Source organism: Thermostichus sp. MS-CIW-30, from assembly GCF_054058015.1.
Genome location: NZ_JBSRZW010000014.1, coordinates 33,568 through 60,119 on the forward strand (window position 1 = coordinate 33,568; position 26,552 = coordinate 60,119).

General features: G+C 58.4%; 25 protein-coding genes. 10 read left to right on the forward strand and 15 right to left on the reverse strand.

Going from position 1 to position 26,552, the window contains the following annotated elements; genetic code table 11:
* Window positions 1–39: 39 nt before the first annotated feature.
* The 9 genes from ACVWXW_RS07815 to ACVWXW_RS07855 all read right to left on the reverse strand — a co-directional run bounded on the left by ACVWXW_RS07815 (window position 40) and on the right by ACVWXW_RS07855 (window position 8,714).
* Window positions 40–297 (reverse strand): CHRD domain-containing protein, encoded by a 258-nt coding sequence (locus ACVWXW_RS07815; protein WP_414374720.1) that lies wholly within the window; start codon window positions 295–297, stop codon window positions 40–42.
* A gap of 380 nt (window positions 298–677) precedes the next feature.
* On the reverse strand, window positions 678–1,136 hold the full coding sequence (locus tag ACVWXW_RS07820; protein ID WP_414357838.1) for a fasciclin domain-containing protein: 459 nt from the start codon (window positions 1,134–1,136) through the stop codon (window positions 678–680).
* An 81-nt stretch (window positions 1,137–1,217) separates the two neighbouring features.
* A complete protein-coding gene (locus ACVWXW_RS07825) occupies window positions 1,218–2,528 on the reverse strand; it encodes a CO2 hydration protein (RefSeq protein ID WP_457403431.1) in 1,311 nt (436 codons plus the stop codon).
* Between the two features lie 58 nt (window positions 2,529–2,586).
* Window positions 2,587–4,122 carry an NADH-quinone oxidoreductase subunit M gene (locus tag ACVWXW_RS07830; RefSeq protein ID WP_457403432.1) on the reverse strand — a complete coding sequence of 512 codons (1,536 nt, stop codon included), beginning with the start codon at window positions 4,120–4,122 and terminating at the stop codon, window positions 2,587–2,589.
* Between the two features lie 50 nt (window positions 4,123–4,172).
* Window positions 4,173–6,008, reverse strand: a complete 1,836-nt coding sequence (locus tag ACVWXW_RS07835; RefSeq protein WP_457403433.1) for an NAD(P)H-quinone oxidoreductase subunit F — start codon at window positions 6,006–6,008, stop codon at window positions 4,173–4,175.
* A 533-nt stretch (window positions 6,009–6,541) separates the two neighbouring features.
* Window positions 6,542–7,498: an NAD(P)H-binding protein gene (locus tag ACVWXW_RS07840; protein WP_457403434.1), complete on the reverse strand. Its 957-nt coding sequence runs from the start codon at window positions 7,496–7,498 to the stop codon at window positions 6,542–6,544.
* A 149-nt stretch (window positions 7,499–7,647) separates the two neighbouring features.
* Window positions 7,648–7,938 (reverse strand): 4a-hydroxytetrahydrobiopterin dehydratase, encoded by a 291-nt coding sequence (locus ACVWXW_RS07845; protein ID WP_099884075.1) that lies wholly within the window; start codon window positions 7,936–7,938, stop codon window positions 7,648–7,650.
* A gap of 78 nt (window positions 7,939–8,016) precedes the next feature.
* Window positions 8,017–8,553, reverse strand: a complete 537-nt coding sequence (locus tag ACVWXW_RS07850; protein WP_011434411.1) for a GNAT family N-acetyltransferase — start codon at window positions 8,551–8,553, stop codon at window positions 8,017–8,019.
* Between the two features lie 2 nt (window positions 8,554–8,555).
* Window positions 8,556–8,714, reverse strand: coding sequence for a hypothetical protein (locus ACVWXW_RS07855; protein WP_011434410.1), 159 nt, complete (start codon window positions 8,712–8,714; stop codon window positions 8,556–8,558).
* Window positions 8,715–8,980: 266 nt separating this feature from the next.
* Between ACVWXW_RS07855 and ACVWXW_RS07860 the strand changes: the two genes are divergently transcribed.
* The 6 genes from ACVWXW_RS07860 (at window position 8,981) to ACVWXW_RS07885 (ending at window position 16,198) form a co-directional block, all read left to right on the forward strand.
* Window positions 8,981–9,760: a cysteine hydrolase family protein gene (locus tag ACVWXW_RS07860; protein WP_457403456.1), complete on the forward strand. Its 780-nt coding sequence runs from the start codon at window positions 8,981–8,983 to the stop codon at window positions 9,758–9,760.
* Window positions 9,761–9,805: 45 nt separating this feature from the next.
* Window positions 9,806–10,270 (forward strand): cupin domain-containing protein, encoded by a 465-nt coding sequence (locus ACVWXW_RS07865; protein WP_457403436.1) that lies wholly within the window; start codon window positions 9,806–9,808, stop codon window positions 10,268–10,270.
* A 290-nt stretch (window positions 10,271–10,560) separates the two neighbouring features.
* Window positions 10,561–12,183, forward strand: coding sequence for a CocE/NonD family hydrolase (locus tag ACVWXW_RS07870; RefSeq protein ID WP_457403457.1), 1,623 nt, complete (start codon window positions 10,561–10,563; stop codon window positions 12,181–12,183).
* Window positions 12,184–12,281: 98 nt separating this feature from the next.
* The gene (locus tag ACVWXW_RS07875) at window positions 12,282–12,542 is read left to right on the forward strand and encodes a DUF6761 family protein (RefSeq protein WP_011434405.1); all 261 of its coding nucleotides are present in this window, start codon (window positions 12,282–12,284) and stop codon (window positions 12,540–12,542) included.
* A 216-nt stretch (window positions 12,543–12,758) separates the two neighbouring features.
* Entirely contained in the window at window positions 12,759–14,561 is a 1,803-nt protein-coding gene (locus tag ACVWXW_RS07880) for a glycosyltransferase family 39 protein (RefSeq protein WP_457403437.1), read from the forward strand.
* 176 nt (window positions 14,562–14,737) lie between these two features.
* Entirely contained in the window at window positions 14,738–16,198 is a 1,461-nt protein-coding gene (locus ACVWXW_RS07885; RefSeq protein ID WP_457383988.1) for a circularly permuted type 2 ATP-grasp protein, read from the forward strand.
* Between the two features lie 21 nt (window positions 16,199–16,219).
* On the opposite strand, the gene ACVWXW_RS07890 is transcribed toward ACVWXW_RS07885, so the two are convergent.
* The 5 genes from ACVWXW_RS07890 to ACVWXW_RS07910 all read right to left on the reverse strand — a co-directional run bounded on the left by ACVWXW_RS07890 (window position 16,220) and on the right by ACVWXW_RS07910 (window position 20,834).
* Complete coding sequence (locus ACVWXW_RS07890) at window positions 16,220–16,780, reverse strand: gamma carbonic anhydrase family protein (protein WP_457403438.1); 561 nt, start codon at window positions 16,778–16,780, stop codon at window positions 16,220–16,222.
* Between the two features lie 16 nt (window positions 16,781–16,796).
* Entirely contained in the window at window positions 16,797–17,801 is a 1,005-nt protein-coding gene (locus tag ACVWXW_RS07895; RefSeq protein WP_011434401.1) for an alpha-E domain-containing protein, read from the reverse strand.
* On the reverse strand, window positions 17,795–19,705 hold the full coding sequence (locus tag ACVWXW_RS07900) for a hypothetical protein (RefSeq protein WP_457403440.1): 1,911 nt from the start codon (window positions 19,703–19,705) through the stop codon (window positions 17,795–17,797). The genes ACVWXW_RS07895 and ACVWXW_RS07900 overlap by 7 nt, the downstream gene beginning before the upstream one ends.
* The gene (gene moaC, locus ACVWXW_RS07905) at window positions 19,699–20,250 is read right to left on the reverse strand and encodes a cyclic pyranopterin monophosphate synthase MoaC (RefSeq protein ID WP_457403441.1); all 552 of its coding nucleotides are present in this window, start codon (window positions 20,248–20,250) and stop codon (window positions 19,699–19,701) included. The genes ACVWXW_RS07900 and moaC overlap by 7 nt, the downstream gene beginning before the upstream one ends.
* Window positions 20,251–20,342: 92 nt before the next feature.
* Entirely contained in the window at window positions 20,343–20,834 is a 492-nt protein-coding gene (locus ACVWXW_RS07910) for a Tic20 family protein (protein ID WP_414355562.1), read from the reverse strand.
* A 312-nt stretch (window positions 20,835–21,146) separates the two neighbouring features.
* Here ACVWXW_RS07910 and ACVWXW_RS07915 point away from each other — a divergent pair, with 312 nt between their 5' ends.
* From ACVWXW_RS07915 to ACVWXW_RS07925, 3 genes are all read left to right on the forward strand, one after another.
* Window positions 21,147–21,614 (forward strand): hypothetical protein, encoded by a 468-nt coding sequence (locus tag ACVWXW_RS07915; protein WP_457403443.1) that lies wholly within the window; start codon window positions 21,147–21,149, stop codon window positions 21,612–21,614.
* 268 nt (window positions 21,615–21,882) lie between these two features.
* Window positions 21,883–22,917: a ferrochelatase gene (gene hemH / locus ACVWXW_RS07920; RefSeq protein WP_457403459.1), complete on the forward strand. Its 1,035-nt coding sequence runs from the start codon at window positions 21,883–21,885 to the stop codon at window positions 22,915–22,917.
* Window positions 22,918–23,062: 145 nt separating this feature from the next.
* Complete coding sequence (locus ACVWXW_RS07925) at window positions 23,063–24,445, forward strand: CCA tRNA nucleotidyltransferase (protein ID WP_457403444.1); 1,383 nt, start codon at window positions 23,063–23,065, stop codon at window positions 24,443–24,445.
* On the opposite strand, the gene ACVWXW_RS07930 is transcribed toward ACVWXW_RS07925, so the two are convergent.
* Complete coding sequence (locus ACVWXW_RS07930; RefSeq protein ID WP_457403445.1) at window positions 24,442–25,167, reverse strand: response regulator; 726 nt, start codon at window positions 25,165–25,167, stop codon at window positions 24,442–24,444. The genes ACVWXW_RS07925 and ACVWXW_RS07930 overlap by 4 nt on opposite strands.
* 392 nt (window positions 25,168–25,559) lie before the next feature.
* Between ACVWXW_RS07930 and ACVWXW_RS07935 the strand changes: the two genes are divergently transcribed.
* Complete coding sequence (locus tag ACVWXW_RS07935; protein ID WP_457395192.1) at window positions 25,560–26,462, forward strand: 4-hydroxybenzoate solanesyltransferase; 903 nt, start codon at window positions 25,560–25,562, stop codon at window positions 26,460–26,462.
* The last annotated feature ends 90 nt before the right edge of the window (window positions 26,463–26,552 follow it).

Sequence of the window (26,552 nt, forward strand, 5' to 3'; positions counted from 1 at the left end):
TCACCTGCGGGGATCCCAGATGGGGTACTGGATCAAACCTTAGCGAGGGAAAACCACCTGGGCTCGCAACTCGCCCGGCGGGTTGGCCTGCGTGTGAATGTTGATGTAGTAAGCTCCGGCCAAAAAGCTGGAGACTTGCTCAGGGGTGAGGTTGGCTTCCAGTCGGAAATTCCCCGACTGATTGCCTGGATTCGGCAACATGTTCAAGACAAAGACCACCGGCCCTGTGGCCTGGGCGAAAGATTGTCCTGGCTGCGGCTGAGCAATGTGAATATGTCCAGGGCCAAAGTTAGCAATGGGTAGAAGTGGGGTTGTGAGATTTGTAAAGCTTCCTTAACCGCTGAGAAACAAGACAGCAACCAGGCAAAAGCCGCAAAAAACCTCGAAAATTGAACGAGGCCGAAGGGAAAAACCGATCAACAACATGGAAAAAAGCTCCTCGGTCAGAGAACAGGCTAAATAAGGTACGTATCAGGCCAAGCTTCGGATTCATCTCTGGGTTTAAAAGACGGCGACATCACTGCTACCGAGAGACAAAAATCCCCACCCTGTGGGGGGCGGGGGATGGTGTAGACTGCACGCGGAGCAGAAATCTCTGACCGTACCTATAAAGTTGCGGAGAGGGGGAGAGGGTTCACCCAGGCACTTTCCCCAAGCTCGGTTCAGGATAGATCTGTCTATCCTCTGGCCGAGGCAGCCAAGGCGGAGTTCATAATCGGCCAGAACCAGTGGGGCCGCATCAGGATGACAGTGTCGATGACGTGGATGATGCCGTTATCGGCTTCGATGTCGGCTTGGATAACGGTGGCGTTATTGACCTCGAAAACGTCCCCTTCGATCAACAAGTCGATGGGGGATCCCTCTACCGAGCCCACACTTTGGTACTTGGCCAAATCTGCCTTTTTCAAGCGGCCGGGCACCACGTGGTAACACAGGATGCGAGTCAGTTGGGGGATGTTTTGCACCAGAGTGGTGATGGTGCCAGGGGGCAGCTTGGCAAAAGCCGCATCGGTGGGGGCAAAAACGGTAAAGGGGCCGGGGCTTTTCAAAGTATCCACCAGGTTTGCCGCTTTAACGGCAGTTACCAAGGTGGAAAAGCCCTCAGCAGAGACGGCAATATCAACAATATCGGGCATGGCCGGGATCCTTTTGCTGTGAAGTTGTTGCTAACTGGATTGCTGCTCGAAAGGCTTTGGGATCATTAAAGTTGCCACGGGCTAGCGATAATTCTGATCCTGAATGTAGGCGAGGCGGGCTGCTTCCCGGATCCCATATTCCGGTCGGGTGAAGCGATTGAGTTGTCCCTCAAAATAACGGCGGTTCATCATCAAGTGCCGCGGATTTGGGTCATCAAGGGGATACAAGAAAGCGGCCCTTCCCGCCTGAATCACGGCTGAGGTGACGTTGTACATGGAGCGCTGGAAGCTAACCCCCAATTGAATCAGCATGTCCTCTTCGCCGCGGCAATGCTTGCGATAATACTCCACCAAATACTGGGGCAAAAAGTGGTACATATCCTGGTGCAAGAGCGTGGGCGGGATCCCGGCGGTGCCCACCGGAAACTTATCGGCGTAGAGGATCCCGTAGTGGAAGTCCAACTGGTTGGTGGGAACTTCGTTGGCCTGGGCGTTGTAGGACTTAGTGCCGCGGAAAGGAGAGGTGCGATAAAACACGGCCTCTACATAGGGGAAGGCAGCCTCATATAGCCAGGTGAATCCTTTGGATTTGGGCACAATATCGTACCATTCTCCCCGAATACGCACGCGGTGGTAGATGGGTCGTCCGGCAATGGCGAAGATCCCGTTGACCAAAAAGTTCATCGCCTCCGGCACGCTGGTAATTTTGCCTTCATCGTAGAGATCGCTGATCTCAAAAAAGACCGGAGCCATCACCTCCCAAAACAGGCCCAACACCGAGTACATGGTGGCCTGGCGGCATAGCTCTAAAAACATGTCTGGGAAGAGCTTGTATAGCCCCATCAACAGAGGGTTGCCTTGGCAGTAGGCGCGGATGGCGCGGTCGGCATTTTGCTTGTATTCTTCGGAATCCATGTAGGGATCCAGCAAGCCCCCCATATCCCGGTGCCAGAGCATGGCCCGCATACATTCTTCGGCAAATTCCATGTTGATGCGGTCATGCCAGAGGTGATGCAAAATTCTGGGCAGCTTGCGCTTCAGCTCCCCTTTTTCCATGAACTCCAGCAGCTCGGGGTGGGCCGTAGCCTGGCCTCGCCAAATGCGCAAATCCGCGTTATCCCCCGCGTAGTGGTTGGCCAGCTTCAGATACTCTTCAGGAATGATGAACTTGAAAAAAGGCAAGGGATCCACAAACACCTGCTCGGCAATGTAGAGCAGATCCCGCCAGTAGAAATCCATCGGCACGGCATAGGCTTTGTAGAGGCCGATAATTTGCATTAGGTTTTCCGGCGTATCCGGCAGCATGGATCCCCCTGCCTCCAAGCGGTGGACTACATCCGCAAAAGGGTGGTTAGAAGGGGGAAGCTTGCGGGTTGTAAGGGTTGTCGTCATGGAAGAAGTCTCCAACTCTTCAAAAGTCCTGGCTCCATAGGGGGCATCTGCTGGGATCTCAATTCCTGGGAGTTTCCCGCTTGCCTGGATCGGCTCCAGAGAGGGTGATGGGGGCAAGGTCACCGGCTGATGCCAAGATAAGCGTTTGGGCCTGAGCCACCTGGGTGGATAGGGTAAAGGCCAACGGTTGCGGCCATTTCACCAGGTTCATGGGCTGGATCCCAAACCAAACGATCAAGGCCGTCAAAATAAGCCCTGGGATCCGCTCCCAGCCATGCACGCGCGGGTAGTAGGCGGTGCGGTTGTCCAACCTGCCAAAGCAGGTGCGGTTCAGCAAAATCACAAAGTACACCGCCGTCAAGCCGGTGCCACAGATGCTGATCAAAGTGGGCAGAGGAAAATCTTGGTAGCTGCCCTGGAAGATCAAGAACTCCGCCACAAAGCCCACCAGGCCAGGGATCCCGGCGCTGGCCATCCCCCCCAAGATGAGCAGAGCACTCACCGTGGGCAAGCCCCGCAAGGGGTTGAGCAGGCCGTTGAGCACATCCAGATCGCGGGTTCCCACTTTGCGCTCCACCAAGCCCACCAAATCGAACAGCAGCGCCAAGATGAGACCGTGAGAGACCATCTGAACCATCGCCCCGGTCAGGCTAATCGGGGTGGCTGCCGCCATGCCCAGCAGGATGTAGCCCATATGGCCGATGGAGCTGTAGGCCACCATGCGCTTGATGTCTTTTTGGGCGATGGCCGCCAAAGCCCCCGACAGCACGGCAATGGCTCCCCACCAGGCCAGGATCCCACCCAAGTCGGCCCAAGCTTGGGGAAACAACTGCAGCCCAAAGCGAAACAGACCGTACGTGCCTAACTTGGAGAGGATCCCTCCCAGGAGGATGGCCACTGGCGGCGACGACTCCCCGTATGCATCAGGCAACCAGGTGTGGAAGGGGATCAGCGGCATCTTAATGCCGAAAGCCACGATCAAGGCCAACAGCGTCAAGGTCTGGGCAACAGGGCTGAGAGAGGTGATGCGGATCTCCAGCAGCTCAAAGCTATGGGGATCCCCCAGCCAGTAGATGGCCAAAAAGGCCCCCAACAGAAAGATGGCGGAAACGGCGGTGTAAATCAAAAACTTGATGGCAGCATAATCCCGCTTGGGGCTGCCCCAAATGGAGATGAGCAGGTAGATCGGGATCAGCACCAGTTCGTAAAACAAGAAGAACAAAAGCAGGTTCTGGGCAACAAAAGCCCCGTTGACCGACCCGCTCATGAGCAAAATGCAGCCGTATAAGAGGTTGGGCCGCTTCACCTCTGGCTCAGCCGTCAGCACCGCAATCAGCGTGAGCAACCCATTCAAAGCCACCATCAGCAGGGAAAACCCGTCCAGGCCCAGGGAGTAGCTCAGCCCAATTGCCGGGATCCAATCCCACCGCTGCACCCACTGCAGCCCTTCCGCTTGCAGGTCAAAGTTGGCAAACAGCAGCAGCGAGATCCCCAGCAGGATCCCGGCCAAGGCCACCGCCAGCTTTCGCCCCCCCAAGCCTAAGAACAGGAGCAGGGATCCCAAGATCGGCAACACAATCAAGGCACTCAGCATGGTCTTTTCCCTCTTTATCTAAGGACTCCGTCCCGCTACCTTGCCCAAGCCTAGAGAATCAGCCAGCCCAGCAGGGCCACCCCCACCACAATCGTCAGCACGTAGGCTTGCAACTGGCCAGAGGTGGTGTATTTCAAAACCTGTCCACCCGCCAATACCGCCAAGCTGGTCAAATTTACCAAGCCGTCTACCACATAGCGGTCGAACAAGGCTGTAACCTCAGAGATGATGCGTACCGCAAACACCACACTGGCCCGGTAGAGCTTGGGGGTGTAGAAGTCGTTGGCCAACAAATCCTGCCAGTCGGCCAAGAAGGCCCAGTCCACCGGCTGCCGCTGCGGACGCAGATACAGCCAGGCTCCCAAGGCAATGCCTGTCAAGCTGGATCCCGTCATTACCCCAACAGGGATCCCTTCCAGAGCGGGAATCAGACCTAGTGCCGCTAGGATCATGGGCATGTGCAGCGTTACCCCCATCATGGCGGTGCTAGGCAACGTCATCGGCCAATGCACCTCTGGCGAGCGCTCGCTCATCTGCTGCGGTTTGCCCCCCCAAACAAGGCCAAATACCCGCGTTAGCCCCAGCGCCGTCACCGCATTGGTAACCAGCACAACTGCCGCCCACAACCCCTGCCCCGGTTGCACCAACTGCTGCCAGAGATCCGTCAGCACCCAAAAGGAGCCGAAGGGAGGCAAAGCGATGATTCCAGCCATCCCGGTCAAGAAGCACAGCCCCGAGATAGGGCGCCGCGACCACAAGCCTCCTAGATAGCGCAGATCCTGGGTAATGCTGTTCCAGATCACCATGCCCAGCGCCATCACCAACAGGGCCATCGCGGGCGCATAGGTCAGCAGCAACCCATAGGCTTGCTGGGGATGACCGGTGCCCACCGCCACAAAGATCAAGCCCATGTAGGCGCTCACCAGATAAGACAGGGCCCGCTTGGCATCGATCTGGGCCAAGGCCACTAGGGATCCCCCCACCGCTGTCAAGCCGCCGATGGTTAGCATCACCCTTAGCACTGTTGGGGAAAGCTCGTAGAGGGGTTGCAGGCGAATCAACACCCAGGCCCCTGTGCCCACCACCACCGCATTGCGCAAGATCGTCGAGGGGATCGGCCCTTCCATCGCCTCATCCAGCCACAGGTGCAGAGGAAATTGGGCACACTTGCCTACGGGGCCGGCCAGCAACCCCAGCCCTACCAGGGCCAGCAGGGTGGGATCCACAGTGACAGATCCTGCCTGCACCGCCTCTGCCCAGGCCGCCAAATCCTCAAACTCCCAGGAGCCGGTCAGGGGATAGATGGCGATTACCCCCATCAAGAGCAACAGGTCGCCGATGCGCTTGGTTAAAAAAGCATCCCGCGCTCCCGTCACCACCAGCGATTGGTTGAACCAAAAGCCCACCAACAGGTAAGTGCCCAGGGTCAAAATCTCCAGGATCACGTAGCTGAAAAAGAGGGAGTCGCACAAAGCCAAGGCACACATCCCCCCCTCAAACAGGCCCAGCAGGGAGAAAAACCGCGCCCAGCCCCAGTCCATTTCCATGTAGCCAAAGCCGTAGATCTGGGCCACCAGGTTCAGCCCCGTCACCACAGCGCAGGCCCCCAGAGTTACCGATGACACCTGCAGCGGCAGCTCTAACATCAGATCCCCCACCTGTAGCCAGGGCAACCGAATGACCTGCGCCGGCTGATCCCAAATTGCCACCAGCGCCCCCACGCTGTGCAGGAAGGCCATCAACGTCAAGAGCGCATTCAGATAACCTGCCGGACGTGGTCCCGTGCGCCGGGTGATTCCTGGGGACCAGATCAGCGCTCCCGCCCACGCCACCAAGGCGTAGAGGGGAATCAGCCATGCAGTTGTGACCAGCCCGTTCAAGCTCATAATCCTCCTTCGGCCAGGGATCTTGGCCAAACTGGAACACTTGCTGAGATCCTGTAAAAAATCTTAAGCAGCATCTTAGCTGCGAACCGAGATAGACAAAAATTGAACTTTCCGATAAAAACTATAGACAAAAATCTATAGTTCAAGCAGGGGGAGCAGAATAACCTCTGTCGTTGTCACCCCCTCACTCTCTAAAGCGTAGATGGAAATGAACCCCTTGGGAACCTAAGGATTTGCGATTGTTTGGACACAGGGAATGATCAAGAAAACTGGGTTTAGCGCTCCGCACCGCCAAAGCGAAGGCCTACGGCCCGCTGTCGCGACAGAGCGGCTTTGTGTTATGGTACGGGTTGATCTCCGCCAACTTGAATATGGCGCAGTGTCAATAAAAAGCGTCTGGGAAGTGTCTGGGAGTTCATCCCAGTAGTTGGGGCTATGGCATCCGCTTACGCAAACACGACCCCGTCCACCCCTTCTCCCAAGGTTGCTGCTCAAGCTGCTGTGAAATTGCCGAGAAGACTGAGAACAACGACCTAGAAGGGCGTTTTGACTTTGGGTTGCTTGACCTTCAGCTCGCGAATCCGTTTCAACATCTTCTGGAAATACTCCGCCAGGTAGTCCTCAAGAGAGGTCAGAGAGGCCAGTTCAATCCCCAGGGTTTCGCATACAGGCGTCATATCGGCGTGCATGGGTTCTTTGGCAGCAATCACCTCGACGAAGGCCAGCCGGTCGGCAATGTTCCAGCTCCACTGAAAGAACTGCGCCACCTTGCGCGCCCCTCTCAGCAGTCCCAGCGGCATGGTGCTGACTTTGGCCTTTTTGCCGGATAGCTGCTCGCACAAGGCAATGACTTCTCGAGCCGTCCAAGCCTTGGGCCCCACCAAGGGAAAGATTTGCTGCTTGGCAGCTTCTACAGTGAGAGCTCGCACCGCAAACCGGGCTGCATCTAGGGTGTCTAGGTAGGCCGTTGGCATGCCCTCGCCGGTTACCCAGACGATTTGTTCTTCCAAGATGGGGATGGCGTACTGGCCGATCAACCCCTGCATAAAGCCCGCTGGCCGGAAAATGGTGTAGGGCATCTGGGATCCAACCAAATACTTCTCAATGTGATGCTTGAAATTCATCAGGGGCACGTTGGGGTACTCGTGGTGAGCACCCATAATGGAGAAAAAGATAAAATGCTTCACCTGGGCAGCTCGGGCTGCATTGATCAGGGCAACTTTGCCATCCCAGTCCACCTGACGGGCGCTGAGGGTATCGGTCACCCGCACCGTGGCACAGTCGATCACCGCCTCGATGCCTTCCATCGCGGAGTTGAGGGTGCTGGGCTGAAGCAGATTTCCCACCTTCAGGTGAGCGCCCCATTCACTCAAGAAAGCAGCCTTTGCCGGATTTCGCACCAGACAGGTGACTTGATGTCCTTCTTCGATGGCTCGGCGCACCACCTGACGGCCCAGCGTTCCCGTCGCCCCCACAACCAGCACGTTCATAAAATTATCATTTCTTAACCTTAGGCTTAGTCTATCAGACCGACACAGCTCCCAACACAATCCAACACAACTTTGAGGCAGCGACAAAATGGGGATCCTCTGCCAAGCCGGCTTTGAGGGATCCCTAGAGTTAGGTACTGAGAAAGCGTTCAGCCGGCCAGCTCGTTCATGCGTTGCGCCAGGGTAAAGTCCAGTTCTGTAATGCCCCCGGCATCGTGGGTGGTAAGATGCACGCGCACGCGGTTGTAGACATTGGTCCATTCGGGATGGTGCCCCATGCTCTCGGCCACCAAGGCCACACTGCTCATCCAGCCAAAGGCTTCGACAAAGGAGCGAAACTGAAATTGACGATGCAGCTTCCCATCCTGCAAAGACCAGCCCGGCAGATTTTCCAGCTTGGCTTGGACTTCAGCTTCACTGAGTTTGACAGGTCTGGACATGGGCTTTCCCTCCGGTCGATGCCATCGTTTTCATCACGCTTTCATCAAAGGAGCAACTGAGAGCGGATCCCGGCTTATTCACAAAACTTCATGACCTTTGTATTCATGCTCTTCTACATGCGCGTCTATGGGCGCGGGGCTGAGCGGCTTGTACAACCAGTAGCCTTGTACAGCAAAGTGGGCCTGCTGATAGAAATGGAGGGCGGCTTGGTTGTGATGGTAAACCTGCAGGGTAATGGCAGCTAGCTGCTGCTGGGATCCCCAGCGTTCCACCTGTTGCATCAAAGCTCTGCCCAGGCCCTGCCGGCGATGGGCGGGATCCACCCAGAGCAGAAAAATGTAGGCTACCCGCCGATGGGTGGCTTGATCGGTGGAGATGCCGGCCCAAACACAGCCCACCGGCTCTGCAGTTTCTTCTTTCAAGATCCACCAGCAGGGGGTGCGGGGTGGGTCGAAGAGGCGATCCAGCGTCTCTTCTAGGTGATCCCAGTTGCTTTGCTCTGGAAAAGATTCCTGCAACGTGGCCTGCAATCCTCGTCGCACCCAGGGCCGATCCCAGGCTGAACCGATGCGCCAACGATAACCCACAGGCAAAGGGATCCCTTGTTCAGCCATCCTCAGGCATTTGCAGAAAGGGCCACAGGCGTCGCTTCTTCTAGAGGGGCAGGCTGGGCCATATCCTCCGGCAGAAACGAGCGAATGCTCACCACCACCAGGGTAAACAGAAACACCAGCAGGATGAGAGCGGGAAAGATATATTGCCGCAGGATGCTCATGCTTCTACATAATCATTTCAAGTTTCTACAGCATAGCGTGCAGGGAGGGATCCCTGGGCAGCTTTTCGGAAATCTCCTCGGTTTTTCTTCTCCTGATCTCCATCTCAGCCCCTATCGACTGACCCTGGGGGATCCCATGCGTCAATAAGGTGAGAAAGTGTAGCCTACGATTCCAAAGTGAGGTTGGCTGTGCATTAAGGTCGAGCGTAGTTGTGAGTCATCCGCCCCACCTGATCCCACTGCTGCGCGACGCGAGCGGAGAATCCATGAGCACTCCCAATCGCCCCTTGAAGACCCTTGGGATCCCTCCCAATGCTTGGGCCGTGAATGCCGAAATGGCCGACATCACCCGTCCGCCCTTGGATCCCCGGCCCATCCTGCTGCCCACCTCCAGCAAAACCCTGCGCTTGGATCTGGCCAAAGCGGCGCTGCTGGTGATCGACATGCAAAACGACTTTTGTCACCCCGACGGTTGGCTGGCCAGCATCGGCGTCGATGTCACACCGGCGCGGGCTCCCATCGGCCCTCTGAAAACCCTGTTGCCGCGCCTGCGACAAGCTCAAGTGCCGATTGTGTGGGTGAACTGGGGCAATCGCCCTGACTTGCTCAACATCAGCGCCGGCTTGCGACATGTGTACAACCCCACCGGAGAAGGGGTGGGACTCGGGGATCCCTTGCCCAAGAACGGGTCTCTGGTTCTCACTCACGGCAGTTGGGGTGCGTCCGTAGTGGAGGAGTTGGAAGTCAAACCCGAGGATATCTGGGTGGACAAGTTCCGCATGAGCGGCTTTTGGGATACCCCTCTCGATAGCATTCTCAGAAACCTGGGGCGCACCACCCTCTTTTTTGCCGGCGTGAACATCGACCAGTGCGTCATGACCACGCTGCAAGATGCCAATTTCCTCGGCTACGACTGCATTTTGCTGGAAGACTGCGCCGCCACCACCTCTCCTGAATACTGTTTGCTAGCTACCCTCTACAACGTCAAGCAGTGCTTTGGCTTTGTCGCCTCCTCCTCAGATTTGCTCGCGGCTCTCCCCTGTTAGCACTTGCCCACTATTCACCCCTCATCTCTTGAGCGGAGGATCCGGATGCAAACGCTTTCCCGCTGCGTGATTCCAATTGTTAAAACCCCTGCCGATTATCAGGCTTTTCGCATCAGCCCCCACGATACCAATCGCCTGGCCATCGTGTTCGATCCTTCTCATGCTCAGATTTCTCTAACCTTTTGTGTGGAGATCTTCGATGAGGGAGGCAAAACCCCTCCCAACCGCCATCAAATGGCTGTAGAGATGTTCTTTATCCTCAAGGGTGAGGGCATGGCCATTTGCGATGGAAAAGCTGCTCCCATCAAAACCGGAGACAGCATTTTGGTTCCGCCAACAGGCGTGCATGAAATCCGCAACACCGGCCCAGGCCGCCTCTACGCCCTCTGCTTCATGGTGCCCAACGAAGATTTTGCCGAGCTCATCCGATCCGGTACTCCTGCGGACTTGGATGAGGAGGATTTGCAGGTGCTGTCGGGAGGCTGGAGAAGGGCACTTGCTGAGGCTTAGGCCTCAGAGGCTCTGGAAGCTGTGGAAGTTGGAAGGTCGGGGGTACTCCGAAATAAATAAATCTTTTCTCAGATTCTCAGTTTCCCAAAAAAAGGGGTCTGGGAGAGGCCGCGCTTGCGCCAGCAGGCCGGAGATCAAGGGCAATACCAGGGAAGGGGCTCAAACTCTGGTGGGAGTTTCTCCCTCTCATAAGGGCTTCTGTTTTATCTTAGGAAGAATCCACCCAGGGATCCCTTAGGTTGTCCTTGATTGGTATCCCTTTGGCAAGATCCGCTAGCCCAACCCAGGCCATGTTGCCCGTTCGCCCCCGCGAAACTGTTTCCATGTTCACCCGCGACGGGATCCAACTGGACGCGGATGTCTATCGCCCGCAAGGGGAGGGGAGCTACCCGGTTTTGCTGATGCGGCAGCCCTATGGGCGGGCCATTGCCTCGACGGTGGTGTATGCCCATCCCAGGTGGTATGCGGCCCAGGGGTACATTGTGGTCATCCAGGATGTGCGCGGACGGGGAACTTCCAAGGGATCCTTCTACCCTTTCCGCCATGAGGTGGAAGACGGGTTTGACGCCGTCAATTGGGCGGCTGCCTTGCCGGGGAGCAACGGCGTAGTGGGCATGTACGGCTTCTCTTATCAGGGCATGACCCAGCTGTATGCCGCTTCCAGTCGTCCGACGGCTTTGAAGGCCCTCTGCCCGGCGATGCTGCCTTACGATCTCTATGCCGATGCCGCTTACCCAGGGGGGGCCTTTGCCTTCTACAACAACCTCAGTTGGGCCTTGCAACTGGAGACCGAAGGGGCGCGTCTCAGGGGGGATGCCAATGCCTACCAAGCGCTTTTGAAAGCTGCCCGCAATCTCCCCCTCTACGACCCTATCCCCCTCAAGCCGGGGGTGTTGCAGCAGTATGCCCCCCAATCCTATTACTTCGACTGGCTGGAGCACAGTGAGCCGGATGAATACTGGCGCAAGCTCTCTCCCCGTCTAGAGGCGGTGGATCTGCCGATGCTACACATTGCCGGCTGGTTTGACAGCTACCTGAGTGGTAGCCTGCGCCTCTACAAGGAAATGAGCGCCCGCAGCCAGAACCCTCAATACCTGATCATCGGCCCTTGGGCCCATCTCCCTTGGGGCCGCAAAGTGGGGGCGTTGGATTTCGGCCCAGAGGCTGTCAGCCCCATCGATCGCCTGCAGGTGCGCTGGTTTGACCAGTTCCTCAAAGGCAAAGATACAGGGATCCTCCAGGAGCCGCCGGTACGCCTGTTCGAGATGGGATCCAACCGCTGGCGCGGCTTTGATGCTTGGCCTACCCCTGAGCCAAAAGCTTTTTACCTACACAGCACCGGCTTGGCTGCCCTTTCAGAAGCAGAGGGATCCCTTCGCCCTGAACCCTCGCCTGCACAACAGTCGGATACGTTTGTTCACGATCCCTGGCGACCGGTGCCGGCCTTGGGGGGCCACCTAGTTCAGCCTGCCGGGCCGCAAGAGCGCTCCGCCCTCGACTGCCGCACCGATGTCCTGACCTATACCACTCCGCCGCTGCAAGCCGAGCTGGTTCTGGTCGGGGACATTGCTGTGGAGGTGTACGCGGAGGCCGACAGCCCCAGTTTCGATCTTTGCGCTGTGCTCTCGGTGGTAAGGCCCGATGGGCAGGTGTATAACTTTTCCCAAGGCTATTGTCGCCTACGGGATCCCCAGCCCAGTACCCCCATTCTGATTCCCTGTCAGCCCACCTGTATTCGCATCCCTTGCGGTCACGCCTTGCGCCTCAGCCTTAGCGCGGCTTGTTTTCCGGCCTATCCTGTCAACACAGGCACGGGAATGCGGGAAGAGCGGCTGATTGAGGCCCGCATTCTCACCATCACTCTCCGCAGCGGTGGCGAGACGCCTTCGCGGCTGCACCTGCCCATGGCTTGAAGCCAAGAAGAGACCAAGCTTCGGGATCCCGTTCGCAATCCCCGCTTACAAAGAGACACCAAACGTTAGGATAGAAACAGGCAGGGCAAGGGAACACCATGTTGCAAGACCCAAAGTTGATCCGGCACTATCAGGCTTTGACCGATGCTCTGGTGGATACCTGGCAGCGGGGCTACCGGCGCACCGATGAGCTACGTCTGCTGGTGGATGGCTACCTGCTGGCCTTGCGAACTGGCAAACAATTGGAGCCCTTCGAGATCTATCGCATTGAGGACGAGGTCAACCGCTTCCTCTACGATCCGTCCAACTTCATAGATCCGGAATTGGAGCCAGAGGCGGAGCCGATGCGGGGTTATTGATTTTGTGAATCCCTGTTGGCGATCCCTAGAACAGGTGGGGCAAAGTTTTGATTCCAACCTTTTCTGATCTCCCCTCGCCCCTTGGGAGAAAGACTAGGGGGGAAGGCGCTGACTGAGTTCTGGTTTTGTCGAGCATCTTGCGCCTGGTAGGCTGAGAGGGATCGATTCGTTCCTGATTCCAGTCGTATCGGTTCTATGGCGGTTTGGGATAGGGTGATGACCTCCCGGCATCTGCCCCTGCTGGGATCCGGCTTGGGCTTGGGGGTAGCCCTGATCCTCTGGTACGGGGTGTTTGGCTACCACGTGCTGCAGATTGGCCTCTGGCTGCTGAGCATCCTGCTGGTGGGGTTGTATTGGGCGCAGTTTTCCCCGGCTCAACCCCCTTGGGATCCGACGCGGCTGCGCTGGCAACAGGAGCTGTTGCACCTGGGGCTGTTGGTGTTGGTCTTTGCCCCGATTTACCTCTACGACCTGGCCAACATCCCCTTTCAGATCAATACTGACGAGATTGTGATCACCTCCATGGCCCGTCGCGCCTCAGGGGTGCGCTATCCCGATATCTTTGGGCTGATGCCGGAGTATTTCTATTTCCCCCGCTTCATGTTCAGCCTCTTCGGCGGCCTGACGCGGCTGATGGGGGGAGTCACGCTGCTCAATGTGCGCACGGTACATGCCGCCTTCGGGGTCGTCACCATTCTGGTGGCCTACGGGTTTTTTCGGGCATTTTGGGGATCCCGTCTGGCCTTGGCCGGGGCAGCCCTCTTGGGATCCAACCATGCCCTGCTGGCTATTAGCCGTATGGCGATGCGGGAAAACCTCATTGTCTTGGTAGAGTGTGCAGCCTTGGCCTTGATCTTGAAGGGGGTGCGGGAGAAAAACCCCCTGTTGCTCTATCTGGGGGGAGGAGCGGCGGCTTTCTCCCTCTACGGCTATTTGCCGGGGCGGGTGGTGATCCTGCTGGGGTTGCTGTTTGGAGTTCTGTACCTGCTCCTGGGCCGGGAGGATCTCCGAGGAGAAAACAAGCAAGCTAATCCCCTCTGGGTCCTGGCTAAGCTGACGGTGCCGGCGGCGTCGGGTTTTTTTCTGGTGGCTGGGCCCATTCTGGTGGCCACGGTCACAGCACCTGCGGTGAGCGCCGAGTACTCTCGCCAACAATTTCTCTTTTTCCCGGAGGGGCGGGCCCTACAGCAGATGTGGGTGAATGCGGCTACCCCGGAGGAGGCGGTCTGGCGCAACATCTTCAACGGCCTGAGTATGTTCAACGACCCCGGCCAGCACGACCGCGGCTACATCTATCCCAACTACGGCCATGCTTTTGTGGATCCCTTGACGGGGGCTTTGATCTGGCTGGGGCTGGGATCCGGCCTCTACCGCCTTTTCAAGAAGCGCAGCCAGCCCCACGACTGGCTCTGTATCGGCAGCTTCCTATTTCTCTACCTGCTGTTTAGCTTGGCCATCACCAAAGCCCCCAACTACACCCGCCTGCTGGTGATCCTGCCCTTTGTAGCCTATCTAACCTTGGAAGGGATCCAAGTGCTGGCAGGTCTCCTGGAACGCTGGGGATCCCGGGCCGGGAGTTGGCTGCCGGCGGCGGCGATGGCGGGGGCAATCCTGCTGATTGGGGGGTGGAACCTGGCCATTTTTGGAGACTTTGTCCACAAAGGCTGGACGCAGGGCAACGATGTGGGGGCCACCGGGCGCTATGTGGCAGCTCGCCAAATGGATCCCGACTACCGCTTCTATCTGGCGGCTAGCACTGCCTACCCCTATTTCAGCTGGGGAGAGCCTATCTACTGGCAAAGTTGGATTCAATTTTTTGCTGGGCCGGAGCAGGAGGTGAAGGTTTTTTCCCCAGAGACGTTGCCCGGCCAAGACCTAGAACCGCCGTTTACCCTGTTCATGAACGAGTGGGTATGGGATCAGCAAGGGGCAGAACTGCAACGGCGTTTTCCCAGCGGACGGTTGCACCGGATCCCTGCTGAGCGGGGGCTATGGGCCTTTGAGGTGGCGGATCCCTAGAGCTCCCCCCTGGTTTGGCCAACCCACTGTTCGCGGGACGGAGTCCTTTCGCGTCAGCGGGACGGAGTCCTTTCTTTTTACCAGGCTAAAAGTAGCTGAAAGCACACTATGCAGATCCAGAGCCGCCAACAGTAGAAGAAGTAGAAGAAGATGATAGCGTTCCAGGGATCCCAGACGTGCGTTTTGATGCCTACGACCCGGGCGAGGGGTTTTACGACGAGCTGTTTTTGGGGCGTAACCAGCCCCGTCCTGAGGCGATCCCGCTGATTGAGCGCATTCATTCTCTGGAAGAAGGGGAACTGCAGCAGCGGCAAGCGGCGGCGCAGGCGGCCCTCTTTCAAATGGGGGTAACCTTCAACGTCTATGGCGATAGCCAGGGCACGGAGCGAATTTTCCCCTTTGACATCATTCCCCGCATCGTCTCGGCTTCCGAGTGGCAGCGGCTGGAGAAGGGTCTCAAGCAGCGCATCCACGCCCTCAACCTGTTCATCGACGATGTCTATCACGACCAGAAGATCCTTAAGGATGGGGTGATCCCTGCCGAGCTGATCGAGACGGCCAAGGGATTTCTGCGGCCCTGTGTGGGGCTCAACCCACCGGGGAGAATTTGGTGCCACGTCACCGGCACCGACTTGGTGCGGGATCGGGACGGAACTTGGTACGTGCTGGAAGATAACCTGCGCTGTCCGTCGGGAATCTCCTACGTGCTGGAAAATCGGCGGGTGATGAAAAGCACCTTTCCCTCCCTGTTCAACACCATGGGGATCCGCCCGGTGGACGATTACCCCAGCCACTTGTTGGATACTCTGCTCTACCTGGCGCCGCCGCAACTGGCCAATCCAACGGTGGTGGTGCTCACCCCCGGCATCTACAACTCCGCCTACTTCGAGCATTCTTTCCTCGCCCAGCAGATGGGGGTGGAGCTGGTGGAAGGGCGGGATCTGGTGGTGGCCGATGGCTATTTGCAAATGCGCACCACCAAGGGGCTGCAGCGGGTGGATGTGATCTACCGCCGCATCGACGATGACTTCATCGATCCCCTTGCTTTTCGCCCTGATTCCCTCTTGGGGGTACCCGGCCTGTTTGAGGTCTACCGGTCGGGGCGGCTGGCGATCGCCAACGCTTTGGGAACGGGGGTGGCGGACGACAAGGTGATCTACGCCTATGTGCCCCAGATGATCCGCTACTATCTGGGAGAGGAAGCCATTTTGCCCAACGTGCCCACCTACCTCTGCTGGGATCCTAAGGATCAGGCGTACGTACTGGAAAACCTGGACAAGCTGGTGGTGAAGGCAGCCAACGAGTCAGGCGGCTATGGCATGCTGATGGGATCCCAGGCTACACCGGCAGAGCGGTCTGCTTTTGCCGAGAAAATCCGCGCCCAGCCGCGCAACTACATCGCCCAACCCACCCTGTGCCTTTCTCGCGTGCCCACCTTGGTGGATCGGGGAGAAGGCCCCCGTCTAGAACCCTGTCATGTGGACTTGCGGCCCTACATCCTCTATGGCAAGGACATTTATGTTCACCCAGGGGGGCTGACCCGCGTCGCCCTCAAGAAGGGATCTCTGGTGGTGAACTCCTCCCAGGGGGGCGGCAGCAAAGATACCTGGGTGCTCTGTGTGGATCCCGGCTGTTGAGAGACGGCTTGCAAAATAGGTTCAGAGCCGCTCGCCCGAACATCTGCTCCACTGACCAAGGCAGCTGGCATGCTGAAGCGCCAGATCCACGTAGTGCTGGGCGTGAAGGCGCAGTTGCTCGACCTCTTCCTCGGTGAGGGTGCGGATAACCTTGGCCGGGATCCCCGCCGCCAAAGAGTGGGGTGGCACAGACCGGGTGACCACTGCTCCAGCTCCCACCATGCTGCCTGCCCCGATGGTGACCCCGTTCAAGATAATGGCCCCAATCCCGATCAGACATCCCCCCTCGATGTGGGCACTGTGGATGACCGCTCGATGGCCTACGGTCACTTCCTCGCCAACCAGGGTCGGCTGTCCGGGATCCCCGTGCAGAATGGCTCCATCTTGGATATTGCTGCGGCGGCCAATGACAATGGGCGAGAGATCCCCCCGCAGGATAGCCCCGTACCAAATGCTCACCGCTTCCGAAAGATGGACATCGCCGATCAGTGTGACATTGGCGGCAATAAAGGCTGCCTCATCTACTCCCGTCGGCTGCCGATCCAGCCCAATTGGCCAGGTGTCCTGTTTTTCTCGTTGCATTTAGAGTCGAGGCCGTTCATGTCAGTTGGGCTTGACGTTGAGAGAGTAGAGAGGATTCAGACGGTTGCAAGGGGCGAGTGGCAAAGAAAGTTTCGTAGATGCAATCGCCAACGTGGTTCATTTGTAGCTGCAATTTGTCGAGAAACTCATGTAAGCCCTGCTCCATAATGTCGTCGATGGTTAGGTAGTCCAGCTCAGAACGCAGGCGGCCCAAAGCTCGCTCGCTGGGATCCCGCCAGGTATCGGCTGGGGTGCCGGTGATTTGGTGCAGGGATCGATCTGCGTGAATAAGACAAAACTGAATAGAGCGGGGAAATTGCCGATCCAAAATCAGGAAAGAGGCCACCTCTCTGGGATTGATGCGGTGCTGGCGGCTGTATTTCCGGTACATTTCATAAGCACTGGCCGACTTCAGCAAAGCAATCCACTGCAACTCATCCAAAGCCGTACCCACATACTGCAGAGAGGGCAGCAAAATAAAATACTTAACATCCAAAATGCGCGCCGTTTTGTCCGCCCGCTCCAAAAGACGGCCAATCTGGCCAAAATGCCATCCTTCCCCATGGGTCATGGTGGCATCCATCACCCCGGCGAATAGGTGACTGGCCAGCTTCACTTCCGTGAAAAAATCATGGAGCTGACTCAGGTGGGGGCCTTGCTGAGCCGCTTCTTTGACCATCAAATAAAAGCGGTTGACCCGCTCCCACATTTCTGAAGAAATGACCTCCCGCACAGAGCGGGCATTTTCCCGCGCCAGCCGCAAACAGGAAAGGATGGAGTTGGGGTAATCCCTATCAAAAGCCAGGAACTGGATGACTGTTTCTTGGGTTGCCTGGCCATAGCGTTGGTAAAACAGCTCCTGATCCCCGGTGGTGTAGACGATGGGATCCCACTGCTGAGCGGGACCGCTGGGCAAGTCTAGGATGAGGTTGAGATTGACATCGATGAAGCGGGCGATGTTCTCGGCGCGCTCCACGTAGCGGTTGAGCCAGTAGATGGAATCGGCCACGCGACTCAGCATGCTGTTACCTCCTCTGGAGTTTCTTGTCTCCGCGCTCCGTTCAAACCCAGCAGGCGGAGCAGCCGCCGCACCTTCACCAGCAGCACCCCCGTCAGGCCGGTCAAGATCCACCCCATCCACTCGGCTGCAGTACCCAGATAGCGCACCTGCACGCGATGATCCCCCGGCGGGATCCGCACCTGCAACAGCCCCAGTCCATTGTGCTCGGCAGATGTGAGGCGACCATCCACCTGTACCCGCCAAGCAGGGTAGTAAAACGTGCGCAGGACTACCCATCGATCCTGAGCAGTGGGGTTAACGGCCCGAAAACGACGGTAGCCATAGCGCCACTGCTCCACTTCCAACAGTGGCTCCAGATCGCTTTGTTCTCGTCCAAAGTTCACCATGTCGCCTTGCCACCGCAGCAGCGGATCCACCTCTGGGGGCGGCATGGGCAGGGTTGCTTGGCGAGGTCGGTACTCCAGCACATCCACCAGCGCCAGCCCATCGGGAAAGATCCAGTGCCAGTGAAGAAAAGCGATGCCCGGTCGCTGCTGGGGCTCATTGGGAAATGGCTTAGCGGCAGACAGCTCTTGAAAAGTCTGGATGGTTTGCGGGTCAAACCTGGCTCTGGACAAGACCTGCCAGCCCTGCCAGCTTTGTATCCCCATGGCCAGACCTATCCCCACAATCAAGAGGATCCTCAAGCCCTTTTGTCCCCACCCCCAGGCGGCCAGGGATCCCAACAGCCAGGGCACCGTTACTGATGTCACCGCCATCCAGCGCCAAGAAAACTGAATGCGCCGCAGGGGCAAAATCCACTCGTAGAGCCAACCCAGCAAATCCGTCATCATCAGCAGGGCCACCAAGCTGGCCCCCAAGCTGTAGAGCAGGATCGCTTTGGCCAGGGGAGCATGGGATCCCAAGGCATCAAAGGACTCCGTCTCGCCAGCGCGAACGGAATGGATCGGGGTCATCCCCCTTGTCCTGCGGGCCAGCCATTCCCAGAAAACCAGGATCCCAGCACCCAAGACAACGGCCACCATCCAGATCCAGTACCCCACCAGGCCGCTTTCAAACCAGTGCTGCGTCAGTTGCGGCTGGAGCCGGGTTAGCCCACTCAGCATCAGGCGATGTTGGGGCATGTACTCTTCGACAAAATTCACCAACTCCACCTGGATGAGGCGCTGATCCCAAAAGGCTGGCAGCAGATAAAACGCCGTCCACCCCAGCCCCAGCCCAAACCCCAAGTAGCAGCGCCCCACCCTGGGCCAGAGGGGATCCCAGCGGCCCAGCACCCAAGGCAGAGGCAGCCAAGTTAGCGTAAAGACCAGCAAAGTGGGCAAGTGAGATAGGGCCAACAGGCCGTAGCTAATGGCTAAGGCCACAATCGGCCAAAGGGACTGGGGCCGGCAGATCACCTGGACTGAGGCCCAGAAAATCCAGGGAGAGACAGCAATGGCCCACACTTCCCCCATTGCCCCCCGTTGATAAATATCCACCAGCCAATAGGGGCCGGCCATACCCGCCAGAGCCAAAACCAGAGCCCAAGCCCAGGGGATAAGTTGCCGGAGAAGGGCATACAGCCCTGCGCCAAAGACCGCCATCGCCAAGCCCATGCTGGCCACCAGGGATCCGGGCATATCCAGCTCCAGCAGGCGAAACGGCAGAGGGGCCACCATGCACAGAGGGGGGTAAAAGGCAAAGGTAGGATTGCCGTAGCCGAAGTTGGAATACTCCAGCCAGCGGGGGTAAAACTGCCCGCCGAAAAACTGTCGTTGATACTGAAAGGCCCAACTGAGGTTGAAGTGAGTGGAGTGAGTCATGGGATAGCCCTGGCGCAGCATGGGCCAGAGCAGCACCACGACTCCCACCAGCAACCCTATCCCAACACCCCTCTCTGGTTGTTGCAAAGCTTTCAGCATTTCTCGGCGTTATCCCGATCCTCTGCCTCGAAAGGCCCAGACTTCCCCCCATACTTGCGCAACAGCCGGATGTGTTCGATCACCATCGTCTTCTCCAAGGCCTTGGTCATGTCGTATAGGGTGAGGGCAGCCACCGAAACTGCTGTCAAAGCCTCCATCTCCACCCCTGTTTGGGCGTTGGTTTTCACTGTAGCGGTGATCAGAAAGCCGGGCAGATGGGGATCCGGATTCAGATCCACGGTGACGCTGCTCAAGGGGAGAGGATGACACAGCGGGATCAGATCGGCGGTGCGCTTGGCAGCCATGATCCCGGCCAGCCGGGCTGTTTCCACCACATTCCCTTTGGGCCCTTGACCGGCCAAGATGGTCTGCAAAGTCGTTTCTGACATGCGTACCTGTCCTTGGGCAGTGGCCAAGCGGGCAACCATGGGCTTGTGTCCCACTTCCACCATTTGTGCTCGGCCAGAGGCGTCCAGGTGGGTGAGGGCTTGCCCAACAAAGGACTCTGTCCTGCTGGCGCGACTAGAACTCGAATCCGATGGCACCCCGGCCTCCCACAATCCTTGAGAGCTGAAGAGTTGGCTTAGGCTCCGATGAGGTCGGCAAATCGGCAACCAGACCCGCAGGGACTTGACAACTAGTAGCGAATCCAGGCATAGGCGGCATCAGAGAGCACCGGCACCTCGGCGTAGTGGCCGCGAATGTTTTGCACCCAGGCGTAGACGGTGATGGCAATCACCCCCAAGAGAGCCGTGGTGGCCAAAATGCTGACCATCGCTGCCAGGCCAAGGTTGCCGAAGAGTATGCCAAACGCCTGCATCAGCACCTGCACCAAGAACAAGGCAATGTTGAGCAAGAGCGCCTGGATGGTGTTGAAGCGAACAAAATGGGCTACGCGGGTGTTGCGGATCACCAGGAACAGGAGAGCCAAAAACACCCCCATTCCCAGCCAGCCCGTGGCCAGGGGCACCAGACGAAATAGGGGCGCAAAAATGGGGATCAGCCCTGGCAGAGATTGAAACAGCCCAGAGGGCAAAAAGCCCAAGGGCAGAGCCGATACCAAAGGCAGAAGGTAGGGAAGGGATCCCCACAGCCGATTGATGGGAGTGATGTCGCCGCGCCAGGTCATAATCCGTCGATCCCTATTAGGTGCAGTGGTCATTGAAGTGAAGTTTGCTTGTCGGTGCGCTTCCAGGATCCCCACCAGCTAAAGATTCAGAGAGAGAAAGCAACACCCAAGCCTTGGGCTTATTGTAGTCGATGGATTTGGGTGGCTCAACGCGCTTGGCCGCAAGCCGGCTTCTGCTTTCCAGTGAGCAGAAAAACTCGAGGCCAAAAGGTTCAGGGTGAGCGTTCCGATGCATCTGGGCTGGTATAATCAACGGCAAATTCTGGCTGCATCACCGGTTTTTCAGGTTCTCTACATTTTTCAGCTTCCACCATGAAGATTTCATCGTCTCCCGCTGCTCGCATCGTCGGAGCTTTTGTCTGGCAAGTTTGGTCTGGGCTGATGGGTTTTCTCAACGACCGTTTGTTGCCGGAGCGCTATCACATTCGGCCCGAAGCTTTGCCGGAGTGGATTGCCCAGGTGTGGGCTGGCTATCTGCGCTATCGGGAAGCCTCTCGTCCGGGGGCGATCCAGTTTCGCGGCTTGACGGTGGATCCCAGCCGAGATCTGCGCTCAGCTCACCTCGGATCCCGTCCGCTCCGCTACCGCGGCTGCCCCATGGAGACGGTTGCCCGACCTGGGGATCCCTCTCCTACCGCCCAACCCATCCCTGAAAAGGCTTTTGTGCCCCCCTACTGGAAACTCCTCAATACGCTGCGCTTGAAGTTGAGCCTGGCCGATATTGATCGCTACCCCGTCACTCCGGCCCTGCAGCGGGTTTACCGAGGTCGAGAGTTTTAACACCGCTCTGCTGCTCTGCACGACAGTGGAGTTTTAAGGCTGGGGATCCCCTTGTGGGCGGGGATCCCTTTTTGGACTTTGTTCGCGACAGCGGGACGGAGTCTCCGGATTGGACTTGTAGGTTTGGGTGCGGGTGGTTTCTCCTGAGGGGAAAGCTGAGAAAGACTGCAAAAAAACTTAAGGTCACTTTCCCGCTGGGGGATAAGAGCCCCTACAGTGGATAAAGAAGAACATGGTGCTCCGCACCGCCAACGCAATGAGCCTTGTTATGTCCAAAAGCGGCATGCTCCTACTGAACTTGGGGGGGCCAGAGGCCCAGGCCGATGTGCAGCCCTTTCTTTACAATCTGTTTGCCGATCCCGAGCTGATCCGGCTGCCGTTTCCCTTCTTGCAGCGGGCCTTTGCCTGGGCCATCTCCACACTGCGGGCCGAAAAATCCCGCCGCAACTACGCGGCCATTGGGGGGGGATCCCCCTTGCGGCGCATTACTGCTGAGCAAGCACGAGAACTGCAGGCCCACCTGGTGGCTGAGGGCTATGACGTGCCGGTGTATGTTGCCATGCGCTACTGGCATCCGTTGATCGAGTCGGTGGTGCAGCAGATCAAGTCGGATGGGATCACCCGCTTGGTGGTGCTGCCGCTCTACCCGCAGTATTCCATCAGCACGACGGGATCCAGCTTTAAGCTGCTGGATCGGCTCTGGGCTGAAGATCCGGAGCTGGCATGCATCGAGCGCTGCCAGATCTACTCCTGGTACGATCAGCCTCAGTACGTGCAGGCGATGGCCAGAGCAATTCGGGAACAGTTGGATGGATTTGCCGAGCCCGAAGGGGTGCATGTGCTGTTCAGCGCCCACGGCATTCCCGAAAGCTATGTCACCGAGGCCGGGGATCCCTACCAACAGGAAATGGAAGCCTGCGTGCGGCTGATCTGGCAGCAGGTGGGACGCCCCAATGACCACACCCTCTCCTATCAAAGCCGGGTGGGTTCGGTGCGGTGGCTCCAGCCTTACACCGAACGGGTCATCCCGGAGTTGGGATCCCGAGGTGTGAAGCAGTTGCTGGTGGTGCCGATTAGCTTTGTGTCGGAGCACATCGAGACCCTGCAGGAGATTGACATCGAGTATCGGGAGCTGGCCCATCGAGCTGGGATTGCCGATTTTCGCCGTGTGCCCGCCTTAAATACCGACCCTCTGTTCATTGCTGGCTTGGCGGCGCTGGTGCGGCCTCATCTGCTCACTCCGGGCTTGGCAGCTCCTGCCTTTGTCCCTGCTGCTGTGGGCGGCTCGCTGCTGGAGCGGTAGGGAAAAACTCCGGGCATTTCATTGTTGCTCTGCTCATTGTTGCTCTGCAACGCTGACGCGACCAGACGAGGACGCTGACTTCATACCCCCAGAAGCGTTCTCCTACCACCCCAGGTGTCTCATCTTCATGGAGTTTTGACTGGGAATGACCCTAAGCCCGAGCGAAGCCTTGCTGACGAAGTGGCTGCTGACCTATTTTTACCAACGGCTGCCTTTCCCCCAAGAGTGGCTGCCGCAGAAAAGCTATTGGGTAGGGGGATCCCTGCGGGATGCTTACCTGGCTTGGCTGCGGAGCTGTGCTGCTGGAGATCCCGCTCGCGACGGTGGGATGGAGTCCTCAGCGTCGGTGGATTTGGACCTGATGTGCGCTGTGGATCCCGTGGGCTGGGCAGCGGCAGTGGCACGGCGGTTGGGGGCGGGCTTTGTGGTGTTGGATCCCGAACGGCAGATTGCCCGCATTGTGTTGGCAAAGTTGACCGTGGACGTGGGGCTGCAGGCGGGATCCACCCCTGAGGAGGATCTGAGGCAGCGGGACTTCACCTGCAATGCCCTGGCCTTGGATCTGCAAAGGGAGCAACTGCTGGATCCCACAGGCGGACAAGCCGATATTCGCCAGAGCCGGATGCGCATGGTACACCCCGACAACCTCAGCGCCGATCCGGTGCGGCTGTTGCGGGGTTATCGACAGGCGGCTCAACTGGGGTTTGTGCTGGATCCGGCTACGCAAGAGGCAATCCGGGAGCGGGCCCCCCTTTTGGCGAATGTGGCGGCAGAACGGGTGCGGGCAGAGATAGTGGCCCTGTTGGAGGCAGGGATCCCAGGGCTGGCTCACCTACAGGCGGCGGTGGCGGCGGGGTTGCTGCAGGCTTGGCTGCCCCACCTGAAGCCGGAAAGTCCGGGCTTCCCTCAAGCTCAGGCCGTGTGGGAGTGGGCCGGGCGCTGGCAACCGCTCTATCCCCGCACGCTGGCAGAGCTGGCCCAGCCCTTGACATCCTCACGCGAAGGGCGCGGCAGGCTGTTGGCAGTGGTGCTGGCGGCCTTGTTGTGGGATCCAGCGGGAACTGAGGACTCTGTCTTGCTGACGCGAACGGCAGAAAGGGTGGAAACCGAGCTGGAGCGGCTGCGCTTCAGCCGAGCGGAAATGCGGGCCATCCAAAAGCTACACCATCTTCTGCCTCAGCTTCAGCTTCTCCTGACGGACTCCCCCACCCCTGCGCAACAGTGGCGGCTTTATCAACAGGCGGGATCCCTGTTCGGTGGCCTGGCGCTGTTGGCGGTGGCTACGGGCGGCGACCCTCAAAAGCTGGAGTCTTGGCTCAAACGCTACGAAGACCCCCAGGATCCCCTGGCCCATCTGGTGCCCCTGCTGGATGGCCGCGATCTGCTGCACAGCTTGGGGGCCAAACCCGGCCCCTGGGTAGGCCAGTTGCTGCAAGACCTCCAGGAGGCGCAGGCTTGGGGGCAGATTCAAACTCGTGCCGAGGCGCTCTCTTTTGCCCGCCGGTGGCGTGGCCAGCAAAAAGACTAGCCGAAGCGATAGCCGAAGCCGCGCACCGTCACCAAATACTCTGGGTTGCTGGGATCCAGCTCCAATTTTTCCCGCAGCCAGCGGATATGCACATCGACGGTCTTGCTGTCGCCCATGAAGTCGGATCCCCAGACGCGCTCCAGAAGCTGCTCCCGCGTCCAAACGCGGCGGGGGTTGGACATAAACAGCTCCAACAGGCGAAACTCTTTGGGGGAAAAACTCACCTCGACGCCCCGCACCAACACGCGGCACTCCTGAGTAAACATACACAGATCCCCGTAGCGGAGCACCGTGGCATCGCTGGCTTGGGCCAGTTGTTGCCGACGCAACACCGAGCGACAGCGGGCGATCAGCTCCCGCATGCCGAAGGGCTTGGTCAGATAATCGTCGGCCCCCAGTTCCAAGCCCACCACGCGGTCGGTTTCGCTACTTTTGGCCGTCAACATCAGGATGGGAATCGTGTTGCCCTCCCTGCGCAGCAGCCTGCACAGATCCAGACCGTTCAAGCTGGGCAACATCAAATCCAAGATCATCAAATCCAGCCGCTCAACCGTATGCACCATCTCAAGGGCTTGCCGACCATCAGCGGCTTGTAAAACCTGATACCCCTGCTCTTCCAAAGCCAGGGCAACCGTTTCCCGAATGGCATCCTCGTCATCCACCACCAGCAGGGTCTCCAGATGGGAAGCAGCTTCCTTGGCTTGAGGAAGTGGACCGGTCATGGAGAGGGTTGCTTCCATACAGAACTCCGTTGCGCCTGCACGCAAGTGCTCCGCACCGCCGTCACGAACGCGGAAGCGTCACGTAGCAATCACTGCCTCACAGGGTGAGAAGGGCAAGTGCCGCCACCGTCAACAGCAGCCCCCCGATAGGATATCAAACTTCCAGGGCAGGCCAATAAAGAGAACAGGGGCGGACTGACTTGCACAGGGCCTTGAGACGGCGAATGGAACCGAAAGGATTCCAAAAACCTGCAATTCAGGATGATTGATTTAAGATCTCTAATGTGGAGCCGCCCCTACCCACGCCTCATGGTGCTCTGCACCCCTCCCGCGAACGGCAACTCACGCTTTAAGGACTCCGTCCCGCTGTCGCGATTGGCCGGAAACCGGTTATGTCTGCTTCCCCTTCTGCACTCTGGGCCACTGGCGGAGCCATTCTGCGGCTGTTGCGCTGGCACAAGCCGGCAGGGCGACTGATTTTGATGATCCCGGCGCTGTGGGGAGCTTTTTTGGCCGGACGGGGAACGCCCCCTTGGCCGTTGGTCGGGATCCTGATTCTGGGCAGTTTGGCCGCCAGCGGAGCGGGCTGTGTCATCAACGATCTTTGGGATCGAGATTTGGATCCGCTGGTGGAGCGCACCCGCCATCGCCCGTTGGCCAGCCGGGAGTTGACCGTTGGCGTCGGGATCCTGATGGCGGTGGTGAGTTTGGCCTGTGCGGCAGGGCTGGCGCTGTTTCTCAACCCGGTTAGCTTTGCCCTCTGTGTGGCGGCGGTGCCGGTAATTCTGCTCTATCCAGGGGCCAAGCGGGTGTTTCCGGTGCCGCAGTTGGTGCTGGCTCTGGCGTGGGGATTTGCCGTGCTCATCAGTTGGACGGCGGTGAGCGGCCAAGATGCCAACACACCCCTGTGGGAAGAGGGGCTGGGCTGGCTGTGGCTGGCCACGGTGTTGTGGACACTGGGATTTGATACCGTCTATGCTCTTGCGGATCGGGAGGACGATGAGCGGGCCGGGATCCATTCCAGCGCCCGTTTTTTCGGGCAGCGGACGCCGACGGCGGTGGGGCTATTTTTTTTGGGCACTGCCATCGCGCTGTTGGGGGTGGGGATCAGCCTACGGTTGCATGGAGTTTATTTTGTCAGTTGGGCCATCGCCAGCGTCCTCTGGGGCCGGCAAACCTGGCAGCTCCACCAAAGGAATGCCTCTCCCACCTTGTACCTGGCCATCTTCGGCCAAAATGTGGTGCAAGGGTTTATTCTGCTGGCGGGGATGATCGGCGGGTCCCTGCTGGCCTGAGGGATCCCCTGGCCTCTCGCATGGCCAGATGCCTCTCTGAAGAACGCCTTGCCCCTCAGCCGACGCTGGGGCTGCCTCTTTGGGAAGGGA